Below are 15,269 nucleotides of genomic sequence, written 5' to 3'. Positions count from 1 at the left end.
CGCCCCTCCTTTACCGGGTCGGCAACGGCGCCGGGCGTTCGCCACCGGGGGCGTTGAAGAACTGGAAGAACTCGGAGTTCGGTTCCAGGATGAAGGTGCTGTTCTCGCCACTCATGCTATTGCGGTAGGCGATCAGGCTTCGATAGAAGCGGAAGAATTCCTGATCCTCGCCAAACGAGCGCCCGAGGGTCTCGGTGGCGATCGCATCACCGCCACCGCGGATCTCTTCCGAGTCCCGATAGGCGTTCGCCAGGATGACCGTGCGTTCACGGTCGGCGCGCGAGCGGATGCGCTCGGCCTCTTCCTGACCGCGGGCGCGGAAGTCCTGGGCGACCCGCTGACGCTCGGCGCGCATGCGCTCGTATACCGACTCGGACACCTCTTCCGGCAGGTCCATGCGGCGGATGCGGACATCAACCAGGTCGATCCCCAGCTCCTGCGCGGTCTCCAACGCAGTCTGGCGCACCGCACCCATGATCGTCAGGCGTTCGCCAGCGACCACGTCCTGCAACTCGAAGCGTGCAAACTCGTTACGCATCCCGTCGCGCAGGATCTGGGCCAGGCGCTCTTCGGCCAGACGCTCGTCACCACGGGTGGCACGGTAGAACTGACCGACATCGTCGATCCGCCACTTGGCGTAGAAGTCGACAATGATGTTCTTCGCCTCGGAGGTCAGGAACCGGTCCGGCGGGATATTCAGCGTCATGATCCGGGCGTCGAACTTCTCGACGTTCTGGATCAGCGGGAACTTGAAGTGCAGCCCAGGGGCCGGGTCGACCTCCCGGATCTCCCCGAGGGCGAACTTGATCACGCGGTCACGCTCGTCGACGGTGTAGGTCGACAGCGCGACCACGATCCCGAGCACGACTACGGCAATACCGACGATGCGAAACATTAGCGAACCTCCCGCGAACGCTGGGCGGCCGGGCTGCGATCGCCCAGTCGGTTCGTGCCCGTGCCACTGTTGCCGAACGTGCTGCGGCTGGTATCCAGCGGCCGCGGTGTTGGCGTGTCACCGGAATTAGTGGTGGAGCGCTGCCCCTGGAACAGTTGATCCAGCGGCAACATCATCAGGTTGTTACTGCTGCCCACATCCAGCATTACCTTGCGGGAATCCTGCAGCACGGCCTCGACGGCCTCGAGGTACAGGCGGTCGCGGGTTACGTCCGGCGCCTGCTGGTATTCGGCCAGCAACTGATCGAAGCGCGAGGCGTCACCCTCGGCGCGCGCGATCACCTGGTCCCGGTAACCCTCGGCCTCCTCGATGATACGGGCGGCCTGACCGCGTGCCCGCGGAATCACACCGTTGGCGTAGGCCTCGGCCTCGTTGCGGAAACGCACCTCGTCCTCGCGGGCACGAATCGCGTCGGCAAAGGCCTCCTGCACCGGCTCCGGCGGCTGCGCCTGCTGCATGGACACGGCCGTCACGATAATGCCCGCGCCATAGGAATCGAGGTTTTCCTGCATCACCACTCGCGAGGAGGATGCGATCTCGCCACGCCCCTCGCCGAGGATGAAGTCCAGGTTGTTCTTGCCGATACGCTCGCGGATCGCCGACTCCATCACCTGGTTCACGGTGGTGTCGGGGTCGCGCACGTTGAACAGGTAGTCGACCAGATCGAGGACGCGGTACTGCACCGCGATGTCGACATCAATGATGTTCTCGTCACCGGTCACGATCAGCGCACGGTGGGAGAGCGTACGCACGTTGTCGACATTCTCGATCTCGACGCGCTCGATCGGGTACGGCAGGTGCCAGCCCGGCCCCGGGTTTTTCACTTGCTGGAATTCGCCGAAACGCAGCACGACGCCGCGCTCGCCTTCCGAGATGATATGGAATCCGGAGGCCAGCCAGACAACCACGGCAATGATCAGGCCGAGGCTGACCAGGGCCTGCGTGCCGCGCCCCATGCCGCCGCTTCCGGAACCGCCGGAGCCGCCACTGCCGCCCCCGCCGAAGATGCCGTTCAGCTGACGCGACAGCTTGCGCATCATTTCTTCGAGATCGGGCGGCTGGTTACCGCCTCCGCCGCCACCGCTACCGCGCTGGCCGCCACCACCCCCACTCCAGGGGTCGCGGTTGTTGTTTCCCGGTTCGTTCCAGGGCATGGAGTGGACTCCGTCGCTCGCTCAGGGCTGCGCCCGACGCGGAATCCATGGAGACCGGCGGGCATAAGGGGTCACATTCTAGGGAGGCGCCTCCGGGCGGGCAACCACGCCCGGAGGGAAATGGGGGTTACTCGGGGCCCATACCGGCCGGCTCGGCCTCAATCACGACAAACGCCTGGGCGTAATCGCGCTCGTCGCTGATGCTGAGATGGATGGTCCCGGCGCCCAGACGCTCGGCCGTGGCGCGGGCACGCCCCTCCAGCACGAACTCCGGCCGACCACGGGCATCATGGGTCACGCCGGCCTCGGCCAGTGCCATATCCGCCCCGATGCCGCAGCCGAGCGCCTTGGACAGGGCCTCCTTGGCGGCGAAGCGCCGGGCGAGAAAACCGGCCGGGTGTTCGGGCGGCAGGTCCGCGCGCTCCAGCGGGTGCAGGATACGTTCCGCCAGGCGCGCACCGTGGCGCTCCCACATGCCCTGCATGCGCGCGACCTGCACCAGATCGGTTCCGATGCCCAGGATCATCCGGCGCTCAAACCGGGTACTGACCGGGCGGCAGACCCTGGCGCGCGGCATCCATCAGGCCGCGCATATGGCTGACCGCCTCGGGCAGGCCGGTGAACAGGGCCCGGGCCACGATCGAATGCCCAATGTTCAGCTCGTGAAACACCGGGTTGGCAGCAATCGGCCGCACGTTGTCATAGTCCAGCCCGTGCCCCGCGTTGATGACCAGCCCCATGGCCCGGCCGGCCGCAGCGGCCTCGTTGATCCCGCCCAGGAGCCGCTCGCGCTCGGCGACATCGCGGGCATTCGCATAAGCACCGGTATGCAACTCCACCACCGGGGCGCCGATGGCCACGGCGGCCTCCAGCTGGCGCACATCCGGCTCCACGAACAGCGAGACCTCGATCCCGGCGGCGGTCAGCGGCGCAACAAACGCGCGCAAACGCTCCAGCTGGCCCAAGGCATCCAGGCCGCCCTCGGTGGTCAGCTCCTCGCGCTTCTCCGGCACGATACAACAGGCCTCCGGGCGCAGCTTCAGGGCGATCGCCTGCATCCCCTCGGTGGCGGCCATCTCCAGGTTCATCGGGACCTTCAGCCGCGGCTTGATCCCGAACACGTCGTCATCCTGAATGTGGCGCCGGTCCTCGCGCAGATGCAGGGTGATCGAATCCGCCCCGCTGGCCTCGGCCAGGCGCACGGCCTGCATCAGGTCCGGGTACGGCGTATGCCGCGCCTGGCGGATGGTGGCGATATGGTCGAGATTGACCCCGAGCTTCAGCGGAGCAGGATGCGACATGATGCGATGCCCTTGTATGGCTGCGGTCCGGGCCACTACAGCAGACCCCGGGTCCGCAGCGGCCGCCCGGCCAGATGGGTGTCGATCAGCCGACGCATGAAGTCGCGGCTGACGCGGGCCTGATTATCCGGCACGTCGCAGGCGCTGGCCAGCGCCTGCAGCGCGACACCGGGGATCGCCTCGCTGCGACCGGCGGCCACACGCTCGACCCCCGCCTCCGGGTCGTAGCGGTACCAGGCATCGGGGTCCAGCTCGGCCGGGTCCACGTGTTCGAGCCCGGAATCGAGTGGTGCGAGCAGGGCCCATTCCGCGCGGCGCAGGACCGTATCGGCGCGCTCGCGGGCGGCCAGCCGGGCATAAGCGGATAACAGCGCCGGGAGGGCCTCCGGGATCGGTGCGTCGCGTGGGTACAGGCGCAGGATCAGTTCGTTCAGGTACAGCCCGCAGACCAGGGCCCGCCCGGTCAGCGGGAAGACCCGCTGCTGCTCGGCCACATTCAGCGTCGGCAGCTCGCCGCGCCCACGCCAGGCGAGATCCAGCAGCACGAAGGGCTGCACCGATCCGGCCTTGCCGCGCACCACTGCCGACAGGCGCCCGGCCTCGGCGGTGAGCAGGTCGAGCACCCGGCTGTTCTCGCGTAGCGGGCGGGCGTGCAGGACCACCCCCTGGGTGAGCCCGGCGGTCGCGCTCACCGCGATTCTTCGATCCCGAGGTCACGCAGGGCGCGCGGGTTGCGGGTCCAGTCGGCCTCGACACGCACGGTCAGGCGCAGCATCACCTTGCGCTCCAGCAGCGCCTCCAACTGGACGCGTGCGGCCTGGCCGATGCGCTTGAGTCGCTGCCCGCCCTTGCCGATCACGATGCCCTTCTGGCTGTCGCGCTCGACTAGGATCACGGCATCAATGTGAGTGGTGCGCGGCTCGTCCGCCCATTCCTCCACGCGCACCGCCACCGAGTACGGGACTTCCTGCCCCAGATGCTCCAGCATGGACTCGCGGATCATCTCTTCGGCACGAAAGCGCTGCGGGCGATCCGAGAGCTGATCCGGGTCGTACAGGAACGGTCCCTCCGGGATATGCGCCCGAATCTCCGCAATCAGACCGTCCAGGTTGGATCCGGTCTTCGCCGAAAGCGGTACCACGCCGACATAGCCGAAGGCCGCGGCGCGGGCCTCGATGAACGGCAGCAGCTCTTCCTTCTCCCGACACTGGTCCACCTTGTTGATCACCAGGAGTGCCGGACGCCCGGAATGACGGATGGTCTCCTCGATGCGCTCGTCGCCGGGGCCGAACTCTCCAGCCTCGACGATGAAGCAGACCAGATCGGCATCCGCCAGCGCCTGGCTGGCCGTGCGATTGAGGACCCGGTTCACCAGCTGGGTACGCTCGGTATCGATCCCCGGGGTATCCATCAGTACGACCTGGTCCTGCCCCTCGGTCACGATGCCGAGGATGCGATTGCGCGTGGTATGCGGCCGGCGGGTCGTCGCCGCCAGCTTCTCCCCAACCAGGCGGTTCATCAGCGTGGTCTTGCCCACGTTGGGCCGGCCAATCAGTGCGACCAGCCCGCAGTGCGTGGTGGCGGGTTCGGGGACTACGGTTTCACTCATTGTTCCTGTACCTGTTGCAGGCGTTTCAGGGCCGCCTCGGCCGCGGCCTGTTCGGCGCGACGGCGCGAGGAGCCCTGGCCACGTTGGCCCCAGCCCTGGGTGGGCAGGTGGACCGCCACGGTGAACTGGCGCTTGTGATCGGGGCCGACCACCTCCAGCACCTCGTAGACCGGCAGATCCGCATTGCGGCCCTGCAGTTGTTCCTGCAGCCGGGTCTTGGGGTCCTTCAGCGATTCAGCCGACGGGAGATCGTTCAGGCGCTCGACATACAGCGCCAGGGTAAAGTCGCGCGCGGCCTCCATCCCGGCCTCGCGGTAGGTCACCCCGATCAGGGCCTCCACCGCATCGGCCAGGATGGAGTCGCGGCGTTGGCCGCCACTCTTGCGCTCGCCCTGCCCCAGGTTCAGCGTGCCCTCGAGGCCGGTCTCCCGAGCCAGATCCGCCAGCGACTCGCGATTGACCAGCGCCGCACGCAGGCGGGTGAGATCCCCTTCCGGGGCATCCGGGAGCTTCTCGTACAGGGCGTCGGCGATCACCAGCCCAAGGACGGCGTCACCCAGGAACTCCAGGCGCTCATTATTGCGCCCGCCGGCGCTGCGGTGGGTCAACGCCTGGTCAATCCCGTCGCCGTCGCGCACGGCCGCGGGCAGCAGACTGCGAAAATCCCGGCTCACGAACCCACCCGACAAAGCATGCAAGGAACCGACGCCGACCCCATCAGGGGGCCAGCGTCTCGCTGTTCGAGAAGCGCGCCACCACGTCCACATTGCCGAGGAATTCGCGGCGCACCTCGTACTGCAGGTGCAGCTGGCGGCTGGCGCCATTCTCGGTCACGCTGAAGTCCTCCTCGCCGATCCCGTCGTATACGGAATTGATCTGGAAGCGGCGGTTGATCTCGCGCCACAGTTCGCGTTCGCTCTTCTCTGCCGCGCCGGCCTGGGTGGCGACGTCCTGCATGATCGAGCGCACGGTGAGGAACTGGGTGTACTGCGTGCCCATCTTGATCACGAAGGTACCGACCAGCAGCGCCAGGAAGATCAGCGCGAGAATGGTGATCGCGCCCGCGCCCTGCATCGAGTGTCTGGAATGTTGCATGAATACCCCGTCCCTGTTTGCCCGCCCCCGCGGGGCTACTAGCGAATCGCCTGGCCGATCCGGGAAAAGTCCCGATGGCCTTCATTGTAATCCCAATGCAGCCAGATGAAGAGGGCACGCCCAACCAGATGCTCCTCGGCGACAAAACCCCAGGATCGGCTGTCGTTGGAATTATCGCGGTTGTCACCGACCATGAAGTAGTGCCCGTCGGGCACGGTGACCGATCCATCCAGGCTGGCCTGCTGCTCGCGCATCAGGGTGTTATAGGTGCGCCCGTCCAGGGTCTCCTCGAAGATCGAGGCACCCGACATCACCTGCCCCGAGCCCTCGCCCTCGAAGGTCCCGACGCGCTCGGCCGACTGCGGCTCCCCATTCACGTACAGGACGCGGTCGCGGAACGCGATGGTGTCGCCCGGCAGGCCGATCACACGCTTGATGTAGTCCTCGGTCGGCTTGCGCGGATACTTGAACACCACCACCTCGCCCCGCTCCGGTTCCCCGGTGTCGAGAATCTTGGTGCGCGTCACCGGCAGACGAATGCCGTAGGAAAACTTGCTGACCATGATGAAGTCGCCCACCAGCAGGGTGGGCATCATCGAACCCGAGGGAATGCGAAAGGGCTCGGCCACGAACGAGCGCAGGATCAGCACGATCAGCAGGACCGGGAAGAACGAGCGCGAGTAGTCGACGAACCAGGGCATTTCGCGCTGGCGCTCGGGGCTCCGACGCCGCCGCAGGATCACCCAGCCCAGCCAGATCAGGCCGGTCACGGCGGTTGCCAGCACCAGGATCAGTTCGAGATTTGCCATGCCGTGTCCTCTGTTCCCGGCCCGCCGGGGATCGCCCTGCGACCCGTCCGGGCCGCAGGCCTGGTTGTTACTTCTTGTCGTCGTCTACCGACAGCACCGCGAGGAAGGCTTCCTGCGGGACATCCACCCGGCCGATCGACTTCATGCGTTTCTTGCCCGCCTTCTGCTTTTCCAGCAGCTTGCGCTTGCGCGAGACATCCCCGCCGTAGCACTTGGCCAGCACGTTCTTGCGCATCGCCTTGACCGTGGAGCGCGCGATGATCTTCGACCCGATCGCTGCCTGGATCGCCACCTCGTACATCTGACGCGGGATGATCTTCGCCATGCGCTCAATGATCTGGCGCCCGCGCGACTCGGCGTGGTCGCGATGCACGATTGCCGACAGCGCATCCACCCGGTCGCCGTTGATCAGGATATCCACACGTACCAGCGGCGCCGCCTCGAACCGCAGCGGCTGATAGTCGAACGACGCATAGCCACGGGTCGCGGACTTCAACCGATCGAAGAAGTCCAGCATCACCTCGGACATCGGCAACTCGTAGGCCAGCTGCACCTGGCGCCCCAGGTACTGCATCTTGGTCTGCGACCCGCGCTTTTCCACGCACAGCGTGATCACCGCGCCGACATACTCCTGCGGGACCAGGATATTGGCCTCGATGATCGGCTCGCGGATCTCGCCGATCTCGTTGTTCGGGGGCAGCTCCGAGGGGTTGTGCACCATGACCACCTCGCCGTCGCTTCTTTCCACCTCGTAGACCACGGTGGGCGCGGTGGTGATCAGGTCGAGGTCGTATTCACGCTCCAGACGCTCCTGCACGATCTCCATGTGCAGCATGCCGAGGAAACCGCAGCGAAAGCCGAAGCCCAGCGCCTGCGAGGTCTCCGGCTCGAAGGACAACGCGGCATCGTTCAGGCGCAACTTGTCCAGGGCATCGCGCAGGTCGTTGAAGTCCTCTGCACTGACCGGGAACAGCCCGGCAAACACCCGCGGCTGAACCTCCTGGAAGCCCGGAACGGGTTCGGAGGCCGGGTTGTTGAAGTCCGTAAAGGTATCCCCGACCTTGGCCCCGGAGATGTCCTTGATGGTCGCGATCAGATAGCCGACATCGCCAACCTCCAGGGTCGCGCGATCCACCGGCTTGGGCGTGAACACCCCCACCCGGCTGACCTCGTGGGCACGCCCGACCGACATCGCCTTGATCTTCTGCCCGGCGCGGAAGCGTCCGGCCTTCACCCGCACCAGCGCGACCACGCCCAGGTAGTTGTCGTACCAGGAGTCGATCACCAGCGCCTTGGGTGCAGCCTCGGAATCGCCCTCCGGCGGCGGGATACGACGCACGATCTCTTCCAGCAGTTCGGCCATCCCCTCGCCGGTCTTCGCGGAGACTCGCAGGGCGTCGGTGGCCTCGATACCGATCACATCCTCGATCTCGGCCGCCACCCGATCCGGCTCGGCGGCCGGCAAGTCGATCTTGTTCAGGACCGGAACGACCTCCAGGCCCTGGTCGAGCGCGGTGTAGCAGTTCGCGACGCTTTGCGCCTCCACCCCCTGCGACGCATCGACCACCAGCAGTGCGCCTTCGCAGGCGAACAGCGAGCGCGACACCTCGTAGGAGAAATCCACGTGCCCCGGGGTGTCGATGAGGTTCAGCTGGTAGCGCTGACCATCCTGGGCGTCATAGAACAGCGACACGCTCTGCGCCTTGATGGTGATTCCGCGCTCGCGCTCCAGATCCATCGAGTCCAGCACCTGCTCCGACATCTCGCGCTCGGTCAGGCCGTTGCAACCCTGGATCAGGCGGTCCGCCAGCGTGGACTTGCCATGGTCGATGTGCGCGATGATGGAGAAATTGCGGGTAAGGCGGGTTTCGGTCATGCAGGGGCCAGTAGGTCCAGCAGTGCCTTTCGGTCGAGGAAATGGCAGCAGAGAATGTCGTCGTCGACCGCGAGCACCGGGACCTTGACGTTGAAACGCGCCTGCAGGTCCGGGTGCTCGTCGATGTCGACGACCGTAAGCGCGAAAGTATAACGGCTTTTGAGGGCCATGATCTCGGCCAGCATGTCATGGCAGAGACCGCAGCTCTCGCGATGATAAAGGGTCAGTTCGGTCATCCAGAAACGATTGGGAGGGCTGCCGAACCCGCCGGCAGCCCTCCCGTTCTCCATTGCTGCCCCGCAGCACCCGCGCCGTTGGACCCGCGCGAGCGCAGCACGAGGCGGTTTCAGTCCCGCGGAACGCGCAGGGCGATATAGGTCGGATTGCCACCACGGTACACCAGTACCGGCACCGTGCGCCGCTCACCCACCTCTTCGATCCGCTTCTCCAGGGTCTCCACCGAGTCGACCGCATGGCCGCCAAACTGGACGATCACGTCGCCGGAGCGCACCCCGGCCGAGCGCGCCGGATTGTCGGTGACGTCCCGGACCACCAGGCCGCCATCGACGTCCAGCTCTGCGGCACGCTCGGCATCCAGCGGCTCCAGGACCATCCCCAACAGGCTTTGCGGCTCGGTCCGCTCCGGGGCCTCACGCTGCGGCCCCCCGCGCTGGGCGGAGATATCCTCCGGCAGACGCTCGATCTCGACGATGATGGTGCGAGTCTCGTCACCACGGCGCACCTCGACCTCGGCCTCGGCGCCCACCGGCGTGCGCCCGACAATCGGCGGCAGCGCGGACGAGTTCGGCACCTCGATGCCGTTGAACGACAGGATCACGTCCCCGGTTTCAAAGCCGGCCTTCTGCGCCGGACTGTCCGGCTGCACGCGCGAGACCAGCGCCCCGGCCGGCTTGTCCATGCCGAAGGAGTCGGCCAGCTCGCGGGTCACTTCCTGGATCAGCACACCCAGCCAGCCACGCGTCACCTCGCCGTGCTCGCGCAACTGCTGTACCACGTCGCCCACCATCTCGATCGGTACGGCAAAGGACAGCCCCATGAAACCGCCGGTCCGGCTGTAGATCTGCGCGTTGACGCCAATCACCTCGCCATCCAGGTTCAGCAGCGGCCCGCCGGAGTTGCCCGGGTTGATGGCCACATCGGTCTGAATGAACGGCACGTAATTCTCGCTCGGGAGGCTGCGCCCCTTGGCACTGACGATGCCGGCGGTCACCGAGTGATCGAAGCCGAACGGCGAACCGATCGCCAGCACCCATTCGCCAACCTTCAGATCGGACGAGGAGCCGAGTTTCAGAGTGGGCAGGTTCTCGGCGTCAATCTTGAGCAGGGCCACATCACTCTGCGGGTCCTTGCCAACGATCTCGGCGTCGAACACGCGCCGGTCGGACAGGTGCACGACAACCTCCGAGGCGCCCTCCACCACATGGTTCGCGGTGATGATGTAGCCATCTTCGGTATAGATGAACCCGGAACCCAGCGAGTTGCGCTCGAAGCGCTCAGGCCCGCGCGGGCCTTCGCCCCCGGGGCCCCCAAAGAAACGTTCGAACAGGTCCTCGAAGGGCGAGCCCTCGAAGTCCGGCATCTGACTGCGATGCGGGTTCTCGCGCTCGCGGGTGGTCGCGATATTCACCACCGCCGGGCTGTGCTCCTCCGCCAGCGGCACGAAGTCCGGCAGCATGCGCGCCGAGGCCGGCAGCGACAGGGCGAGAAAGGTCAGGGCCACCAGTGCCCATTGCATCGGTTTCATCATCATCCAGCCCGCATTGGGAAGTCGTAGGTTCATGGCTCTAGAAAGCCGGCCCGGCCACAAGTTCCCGGCGACCGGCGCGAAGATTCAGGGCCGGGGCGCAGCCATGGGTGCCGCAGCGCGGTGGGTTCCCGTGGCCGGATGGCGCTCCAGCAGCACCGGCGCCAGATCCGGGGCGCGCCGGCGCAGCCAGGCGCGCACGCCGAGCAGCCCGCCCGCGAACCCCAGGGCCCCGGCCAGCAAGTGAAAGCCCTCTCCGAGTCCGGGCACGACCAGCATCAGCAGTGCCGGCGCCGCCACCAGGCCGGCGAGCGGCAACAGGTACATCGCCAGGGCCCCCGAAACCAGCGCCTGATCGCGAATACCCAGGGTCACGGTATCTCCCGGCTGCAGCGAGCCGGGATGGCCGATGGACACCTCCACTGCCTTGCGGCCCAGCACCTCGGACAGGACGCCGCTGCCGCAGCCCGTCCGGGCCGAACAACTGCCGCAGGTCGAACGGCGCTCGATACGCACACGCGCCGCGTAGCCCTCCACCGAGAGCACGGTTCCCTGTTCGCGGATCCATTCACTCATGCTTGCGAGCCCATGTGGCGATTCAATTGCCGGGGTGATGCACCACGGCGTCCAGCACGCCCCGCACCGTCGCCTGCGGGACATCGCCCACCGCAGTGACCTGGTGCCCCGCGATCGAACGCGCGGCCCCGTGCGTGGCCCCGGCACGTGTCGTGCCCTCGAACATCTGCTCGCCGCTGGCCTTCTCGATATAGACCGAGACCGAGGCCAGACCGTCGCTCAACACGAAATGACGCAGGCTAGCCTGGTCGTCTCCGACACGGCGTTCGGACGCGGCAATCGCGGAAAAGCCATCCGGCAGTTTGGCAAAGCTCCAGCCGTCCATGCCGGTCTGCTCGTCCCAGTCGGGCTTCTTGTGCCCATGGTCGGCTCGCACCTCGACATGCTCGGCGTCCTCGCGGGTCGCCTCGAGGGCGGTTTCCGCGACCTCGTCAAGATGCTCAAGATCGGTAAAGGCCAGGCGCTCAAGCAGCGCCCCGTGACCGTCGTACAGTTCGCTGAGCAAGGGGAGCGCGGTCGCGGTGTGCAGGCAGTAGCGATGGCTGTAACGCAGCATATCGCGGGCACGCGCTAGGATCATGCGGCACTCGAGTCCGGCGACACGGTCCACGCCCATGTCTTCCAGGGCGTAGTGATCGTGATGTTCGAGCAGGAAGACTGGCGCTCCGGCCGGCCAGTGCGGGGCCCCTCCACCACCTTCGCCGGCTGCGGCCCGGGCTCCCTTCAACGCGCTCAGACGGTCGACCGACCGCAGGATCTCGCGGTGGCTTCCGGTCAGGGTTTCCAGGCGCTCGCGGTAGCCACCGTTCTCGGCGGCGTGCACCACACGAATGGCGTCCAGTCGGTCATCCCGCTGGAGCACGAAAGTTCCCTGGTAACTCTCCGAATGCAGGCTACTGGTCATCCGCTGCAGCCAGTCTGCCGGGGATTGATCCCCGGCCAGAACCGGCAACGGAACACAGCAAAGTGCAGTGGCGGCAACCAGGACGAACGGTAGGCCGCGGCGCATCACGCGTTACTCGTCACTCACCGAGTAACGAACCCGGCCCAGGGCGGTAGAACCCGGCCCGGTCAGTTCCGCGTGATTTTCGAGGTAGCGGGCAAAGCGTGGGTCCAGCGACTCGCGTCCGGCGGCCGGGGCCTCGACGTCGGAGGTACTGGCCCGCTGCACGCCATCGGCGACCTGTGCCGGGGTACGGGTCTCGCTGGCGACCGGAGCGGCCTCCTGCGTGCCCGTGTCGGGCCCCAGCATCTGCATCCCGACAAGGGTCACCATCGCGACCGCGGCGGCCACACCAGTGCCCGCAACCGGCTTCAGCCAGCGCGGCTGCGCCGGCTTGTGGGCAGCCGACAGCGGCGCCTCGTCGGCCAGGGCCGCATGGACACCGTCCATGAAGTTCGCGGGGGCCGTGCGGCGCATCCCGCCGCGCAGACTATCGCCGATCAGGTGATAGCGTTCCCACTGACCGCGGTCCTCTTCGGACTTGACCAGTTCATCCATCAGGCGACGCGTCTCGAAGTCATCCGTTTCTCCGTCCACCAGGGCCGAAAGACGTTCATTCTTTGAGACTTGCTCTGTCATGTCGCTACTCGTTCAGTTGTTGTCTAACAAAGGACGCAAGGTCCGGTCGATGGCCTCGCGGGCCCGAAAGATACGCGACCGGACCGTGCCGATCGGGCATCCCATCGTCTGCGCGATTTCCTCGTAACTCAGTCCCTCGATCTCGCGCAGTGTGATGGCCATCCGAAGGTCGTCGGGCAGTTCCTCGATGGTGCGACGCACCGCCCCTTCAATCTCTTCGGACAACAGCTCCCCCTCCGGGGTTGCACTGTCCTTCAGGGCGGAGTCACCGCCCATCTGTTCCGCGTCCTGCGCATCGATTTCGGCCTCGGGCCGCCGCCGTCCCTGGGAGACAAGGTGATTCTTGGCCGTATTGATGGCGATGCGGTAGAGCCACGTATAGAACGCACTCTCGCCGCGAAAGTTCGCCAGCCCCTTGTAGGCCTTAATAAAGGCCTCCTGAGACACGTCCAGGGCCGCTGCATGGTCATGGACATAACGCCCAACCAGGTTGACGATCTTGTGCTGGTACTTCAGCACCAAGACGTCGAAGGCCGCCTTGTCGCCCTTCTGAACTCGCTTGACCAGGGCCTCGTCGGAAGCCTTCTCGCTCATGCGGGGACTCCCGCCAACACGCCAGTCTCCGGTATTCTATGTTGCATGGACCGCCTGACTCGCATTAAGTTCGCTTTGCGCACAACACTGTTGCGCAAGGGCCACAATTCGCTCTGGCAACAAGCGCAGCACGTTACCTGACCCATGGGGACAGTACAACAACCGCGCCTGGCGGACGTCCTCGTGATTGGAAGCGGCGCGGCGGGGCTCTCCGCAGCCCTGCATCTGGCCCCGCACCGTCGCGTCACCGTGATCAGCAAGGGCCCGGTGGACGAGGGTTCTACCCGCTATGCCCAAGGCGGAATCTCGGCAGTCCTCGACCGCACCGACTCCTTCGATGCCCACATTCAGGACACCCTGGACGCGGGCGCGGGCCTGTGTGACCCGGACGCCGTGCGCCGCACCGTGGCGGCGGGCCCCGAGGCGATCCACTGGCTACTCAACCTCGGCGTGCCGTTCACCCGCGAGCCGCTCGAGGGCCGCAGCCGGCTGCACCTGACCCGCGAGGGCGGGCACAGCGCCCGGCGCGTCGCGCACGCCGCCGATGCCACCGGGCGAGCCATCGAAGAGGCCCTGGTGCGCAGCGCCTCGGGCCAGGGCAGCATCGAGGTGTTCGAACGCCACGTGGCCGTGGACCTGATCACCCAACCAGTGGACGGCACCCGCCGCGTGGTTGGCGCCTACGTGCAGGACGCCAAGACCCGTGAGGTGGAGACCATCCTCGCCCCGACCGTGATCCTTGCAACCGGCGGCGCCAGCAAGGTCTACCTCTATAGCTCCAATCCGGACGGCTCCACCGGCGACGGCATCGCGATGGCCTGGCGCGCCGGGTGCCGCATCGCCAACATGGAGTTCATGCAGTTCCACCCGACCTGCCTGTTCCATCCGCGGGCCAAGTCGTTCCTGATCTCCGAGGCGGTCCGCGGCGAGGGTGGTGTCCTGCTCCTGCCAAACGGCGAACGCTTCATGCCGCGCTTCGACGAGCGCGCCGAACTGGCCCCGCGCGACATCGTCGCCCGCGCCGTCGACCACGAGATGAAGCGCCTCGGCATCGACCACGTGAACCTCGACATCAGCCACAAACCGGCCGAGTTCATCCGCGAACACTTCCCCACCATTCACGAGCGCTGCCTGGAATTCGGCTTCGACATGACCCGCGAGCCGCTGCCGGTGGTGCCGGCCGCGCACTACACCTGCGGCGGCGTGATGGTGAACCACTTCGGCCAGACCGACCTGCCGGGGCTGTACGCCGCCGGCGAGGCCTCCTACACAGGTCTTCACGGCGCGAACCGTATGGCCAGCAACTCGCTCCTGGAGTGCCTGGTGTATGCCCGTGCCGCGGCCGACCACATCCTGTCGCAGACCGATTTGCCCGCCCCCGAGAATCTCCCCGTGCCGCCGGCCTGGGACGAGTCCCGAGTGACCGAGTCACAGGAGGAGGTGGTGGTCGCCCACGACTGGGACGAGCTGCGCCGGCTGATGTGGGACTACGTCGGGATCGTGCGCGCACGCGAACGCCTGCACCGCGCCGAGCGGCGCATCCGCATCCTGCAGGAAGAGATTCACGAGTATTACAGCCACTTCCGCATCTCCCCGGACCTGCTGGAACTGCGCAACTTGGCCATGGTCGCCGAGATCATCGTGAAGAGTGCCCTGTCGCGCAAGGAAAGCCGCGGGCTGCACTTCATCCGCGACTACCCGGACACCGACCCGGCCCTGGACGGCCAGCCGACCATCCTCGCCCCCGAAAACGCCCTGCGCCCGGGCGACACCCGCCGGCCGTAATCCTTCTGGGTTCGAGCACCGCGCCTGCCTTCCCTCCCGTCATTGCGAGGAGCGCAGCGACGAAGCACAAAAGCAGCGAAGCTGCGTTGAACGGCCGCAGGCCGGCCCGAAGGGCGAGCGGAGCGAGTAACCCACCCCACGCTGGCAAAGCGCTGGGATCAGGTGGCC

General features: G+C 66.6%; 17 protein-coding genes. 1 reads left to right on the top strand and 16 read right to left on the bottom strand.

Going from position 1 to position 15,269, the window contains the following annotated elements; genetic code table 11:
• Window positions 1-10: 10 nt before the first annotated feature.
• The 16 genes from hflC to rpoE all read right to left on the bottom strand — a co-directional run bounded on the left by hflC (window position 11) and on the right by rpoE (window position 13,316).
• Window positions 11-895 carry a protease modulator HflC gene (gene hflC, locus F792_RS0101830; RefSeq protein WP_018168147.1) on the bottom strand — a complete coding sequence of 295 codons (885 nt, stop codon included), beginning with the start codon at window positions 893-895 and terminating at the stop codon, window positions 11-13.
• Window positions 895-2,109 carry an FtsH protease activity modulator HflK gene (gene hflK / locus F792_RS0101825; RefSeq protein WP_018144056.1) on the bottom strand — a complete coding sequence of 405 codons (1,215 nt, stop codon included), beginning with the start codon at window positions 2,107-2,109 and terminating at the stop codon, window positions 895-897. The genes hflC and hflK overlap by 1 nt, the downstream gene beginning before the upstream one ends.
• 127 nt (window positions 2,110-2,236) lie before the next feature.
• On the bottom strand, window positions 2,237-2,635 hold the full coding sequence (acpS, locus tag F792_RS0101820) for a holo-ACP synthase (protein ID WP_018168146.1): 399 nt from the start codon (window positions 2,633-2,635) through the stop codon (window positions 2,237-2,239).
• 7 nt (window positions 2,636-2,642) lie between these two features.
• Window positions 2,643-3,410 (bottom strand): pyridoxine 5'-phosphate synthase, encoded by a 768-nt coding sequence (locus F792_RS0101815; RefSeq protein WP_018168145.1) that lies wholly within the window; start codon window positions 3,408-3,410, stop codon window positions 2,643-2,645.
• Window positions 3,411-3,445: 35 nt separating this feature from the next.
• Window positions 3,446-4,102 carry a recombination protein O N-terminal domain-containing protein gene (locus F792_RS0101810; protein WP_018168144.1) on the bottom strand — a complete coding sequence of 219 codons (657 nt, stop codon included), beginning with the start codon at window positions 4,100-4,102 and terminating at the stop codon, window positions 3,446-3,448.
• On the bottom strand, window positions 4,099-5,019 hold the full coding sequence (era, locus tag F792_RS0101805) for a GTPase Era (RefSeq protein WP_018168143.1): 921 nt from the start codon (window positions 5,017-5,019) through the stop codon (window positions 4,099-4,101). The genes F792_RS0101810 and era overlap by 4 nt, the downstream gene beginning before the upstream one ends.
• On the bottom strand, window positions 5,016-5,693 hold the full coding sequence (gene rnc, locus F792_RS0101800) for a ribonuclease III (protein WP_026289529.1): 678 nt from the start codon (window positions 5,691-5,693) through the stop codon (window positions 5,016-5,018). Before rnc ends, era begins: the two co-directional genes overlap by 4 nt.
• Window positions 5,694-5,736: 43 nt before the next feature.
• Window positions 5,737-6,093 (bottom strand): DUF4845 domain-containing protein, encoded by a 357-nt coding sequence (locus tag F792_RS0101795; protein ID WP_018144062.1) that lies wholly within the window; start codon window positions 6,091-6,093, stop codon window positions 5,737-5,739.
• 59 nt (window positions 6,094-6,152) lie between these two features.
• Window positions 6,153-6,923, bottom strand: coding sequence for a signal peptidase I (gene lepB / locus F792_RS0101790; RefSeq protein WP_018168142.1), 771 nt, complete (start codon window positions 6,921-6,923; stop codon window positions 6,153-6,155).
• Between the two features lie 67 nt (window positions 6,924-6,990).
• Window positions 6,991-8,799: a translation elongation factor 4 gene (gene lepA, locus F792_RS0101785; RefSeq protein WP_018144064.1), complete on the bottom strand. Its 1,809-nt coding sequence runs from the start codon at window positions 8,797-8,799 to the stop codon at window positions 6,991-6,993.
• The gene (locus F792_RS0101780) at window positions 8,796-9,035 is read right to left on the bottom strand and encodes a glutaredoxin family protein (RefSeq protein ID WP_018168141.1); all 240 of its coding nucleotides are present in this window, start codon (window positions 9,033-9,035) and stop codon (window positions 8,796-8,798) included. The genes lepA and F792_RS0101780 overlap by 4 nt, the downstream gene beginning before the upstream one ends.
• 110 nt (window positions 9,036-9,145) lie before the next feature.
• Window positions 9,146-10,570, bottom strand: coding sequence for a DegQ family serine endoprotease (locus F792_RS0101775; protein WP_018144066.1), 1,425 nt, complete (start codon window positions 10,568-10,570; stop codon window positions 9,146-9,148).
• An 81-nt stretch (window positions 10,571-10,651) separates the two neighbouring features.
• Window positions 10,652-11,140, bottom strand: a complete 489-nt coding sequence (locus F792_RS0101770; RefSeq protein ID WP_018144067.1) for a SoxR reducing system RseC family protein — start codon at window positions 11,138-11,140, stop codon at window positions 10,652-10,654.
• Window positions 11,141-11,162: 22 nt separating this feature from the next.
• On the bottom strand, window positions 11,163-12,149 hold the full coding sequence (locus tag F792_RS0101765) for a MucB/RseB C-terminal domain-containing protein (RefSeq protein ID WP_026305876.1): 987 nt from the start codon (window positions 12,147-12,149) through the stop codon (window positions 11,163-11,165).
• Between the two features lie 6 nt (window positions 12,150-12,155).
• Complete coding sequence (locus F792_RS0101760) at window positions 12,156-12,722, bottom strand: sigma-E factor negative regulatory protein (protein WP_018144069.1); 567 nt, start codon at window positions 12,720-12,722, stop codon at window positions 12,156-12,158.
• 12 nt (window positions 12,723-12,734) lie between these two features.
• Window positions 12,735-13,316: an RNA polymerase sigma factor RpoE gene (gene rpoE / locus F792_RS0101755; protein ID WP_018168138.1), complete on the bottom strand. Its 582-nt coding sequence runs from the start codon at window positions 13,314-13,316 to the stop codon at window positions 12,735-12,737.
• Window positions 13,317-13,460: 144 nt separating this feature from the next.
• On the opposite strand from rpoE, the gene nadB reads away from it, so the two are divergent.
• A complete protein-coding gene (gene nadB, locus F792_RS0101750; RefSeq protein WP_018168137.1) occupies window positions 13,461-15,101 on the top strand; it encodes an L-aspartate oxidase in 1,641 nt (546 codons plus the stop codon).
• The last annotated feature ends 168 nt before the right edge of the window (window positions 15,102-15,269 follow it).

The organism is Thioalkalivibrio sp. ALMg9 (assembly GCF_000380625.1).
Taxonomy (GTDB): Bacteria; Pseudomonadota; Gammaproteobacteria; order Ectothiorhodospirales; family Ectothiorhodospiraceae; genus Thioalkalivibrio; species Thioalkalivibrio versutus.
This window is presented reverse-complemented; position numbering and strand designations above follow the sequence as displayed.